At 30.2% G+C, this 2,508-nt stretch carries 2 protein-coding genes; both read left to right on the top strand.

Annotated features, from left to right (window positions below; genetic code table 11):
* Positions 1–44: 44 nt before the first annotated feature.
* A complete protein-coding gene (locus tag ACZ76X_RS28930) occupies positions 45–1,142 on the top strand; it encodes a HAMP domain-containing sensor histidine kinase (RefSeq protein ID WP_479852471.1) in 1,098 nt (365 codons plus the stop codon).
* A gap of 907 nt (positions 1,143–2,049) precedes the next feature.
* A partial coding sequence (locus ACZ76X_RS28925; RefSeq protein WP_479852470.1) for an FtsW/RodA/SpoVE family cell cycle protein occupies positions 2,050–2,508 on the top strand: 459 nt, incomplete at its 3' end.

Below are 2,508 nucleotides of genomic sequence, written 5' to 3'. Positions count from 1 at the left end.
AAATAAGTTAATAAAAACGATATGGGGAGTAGGTTATACTTTCAATGGTTAAAATAATGAAAAGTTTTCGATCTAAAATGCTTACTTTGTTTGCGATAAGTATGGTATTAGCAGGTGGCATTACATATATACTTGTTAAAATAGTAGGTTTCTGTTTAAGAATGTGGTTTAGTCGTGAAATTTATATGCAAATTTCACTTATGGTTAGAGGGAATCCGTATCTTTCTTTTATTTTCTTCTCTCTACTATCTACTTTGTTTTTTTTCTTTTTAACAAAACAATATTTAAAGTATTTTGATGAAATTTCTAATGGTATTCATCATCTGGCTAAAGGAGATTTTACAAATAAGGTTACTATTTCATCGAATGATGAATTTGGCGATATTGCACGTGAAATTAATATAGCGAGTGAAAAATTAAAAGAGGCTGTTGAAAGAGGTGACTTCGCTGAAAGTAGTAAAGATCAGCTTGTTGTGAACCTAGCTCATGATTTGAGAACGCCATTGACATCTGTACTTGGTTATTTAGATTTAATACTCAAAGAGGAGAACTTAACGAAGAAACAGATTAAACATTATTCTACAATTGCATTTGCAAAATCACAGCGACTTGAAAGTTTAATTGATGAGTTGTTTGAAATTACACGAATGAATTATGATGTACAAACATTAGATATAGAATCCATTAATATAAGTGAATTGCTTATACAGCTGGATGAGGAATTATACCCATTAATGGAAAAGAATCAATTGGATGCGAGATTAAATATTAAACCTCATTTATTTATTAATGGTGATGGGAATTTGTTAGCTCGAGTATTTGAAAATCTTTTAACAAATGCGGTTCGATATGGAAATAAAGGACAATTTGTTGATATGAATGGATACAGTGAAGAGGGAGACGTTGTTGTACAGATTGTAAATTATGGAGAGAGCATTCCTCAAGAAGAGTTACCTTATCTTTTCGATATGTTTTATACAGGCGATAAGGCAAGAACAGTGCAGAAAAACAGTACAGGGCTTGGATTATTTATTGCTAGAAATATTGTTGAGCAACATAATGGGAAGATTTCTGCACAAAGTGATGAAACCAAAACAATATTTGAAGTGAGATTGCCAAAAGAAGAGAATTCAAAAATTTAATAAATATTTAATTTTTACCCCACTTTTTATTTAATAAATTTCTTCTAACCTATACATAGGTTAAGGAAAGAAGGAATTAGAAATAAAAAGTGTTTTTTTATTGTGCACAGTATGTGCCGGTTTTTTGTAACACGATGACTTTAAAAACGATAGGTTTATATTTTGAAATCTAATTTATATAGAATTTCCGAAAAAAATCAACTAATATTGGTACATTTGCAAAAGAATGGAGACTATATGCCCAGCGATAACCTACAAGGTATGAACATGAGAAGAAATTTGAAACGAATATGGTTTGCAAAATTTCACAACTACAGTTTATCGAAGATTATCTAAATCTCTTCAATTTCTTGCAATGCGGTCTCAATGGGAATGCTACATATCCCATTGAGACCGCATTGCAAGAATTACGCACTTAGCAAGTTATACTTCTTTCAATGGCAGTCATAGCAATATAAACGTAAAAGAGCTGAAGAAATCAAATTTAAAACGCCTATCTTTTTTTATCTCTTGTAAAAAAGAAAAGATAATTAGTTTACTTCACCTTATACCTAACTCTTCAACAACATATTTAGCTTGGTCACAAGAACTACCTGGCCAATTTTCACCTAAAGGTAATTGAACATTTAGCGTATATAAAATGTTTACAGTTAAATATTGATAAAAAAGGTATACCTCCTAATCGTTTACGACAATTATCTCGGAGTGGAGAACACTATGAGGTTTATTCTTTTCGAATGTTTAAAAAAGTATCCTATAGCTACTAAATACATTATATAGAATGTCCTTATTTAAGGAGAATTAATTTTCAGCAAAATAATCCTTTTGAATACCTAGAAAATTTATAAGAAGAGTGTCAATTTTTGTGGTAATGAATGGGATTTGTTAAGTATTTTAGGAGGATTTTATGAGTAAAATAATAGAATCATTAAAGAATTTAGATAAAAAACTAATTTTAATTTTATGTATGTTTTGTATTATTAGTATCACTGCAATTTATAGTAGTCAACAAACTGGTCAGTATGGGAGCACAAACTTTGCATTGCAGCAAGGTAGGAACTATATAATTGGTTTTGTACTATTAATAATTGTTGCAAGTATTGATTGGGATCAATGGCAAAAGTTATCTTGGCCACTGTATATTGTTGGTTTTGCATCAATTGTTATATTAAAAATATTACCGGAATCAACGTTTACCCCCGTTAAATTAGGCGCAAAAAGATGGTTTCAATTTCCTGTCATCGGTCAAATTCAACCATCGGAGTTTTTCAAAATTGCACTTATTATATTTGTCGCAAATTTAGTAGTGAAACATAACGCCCAATTTATGATCCGGACATTTAAAACTGATTTATTATTGGTAGGA

Source organism: Bacillus sp. BC05(2025) (genome assembly GCF_056725905.1).
This window is presented reverse-complemented; position numbering and strand designations above follow the sequence as displayed.

What these genes read in the sequence shown, in the direction of transcription:
- ACZ76X_RS28930 (WP_479852471.1), top strand. Translation starts at nt 45, where the DNA reads ATGGTTAAAATAATGAAAAGTTTTCGATCTAAAATGCTTACTTTGTTT.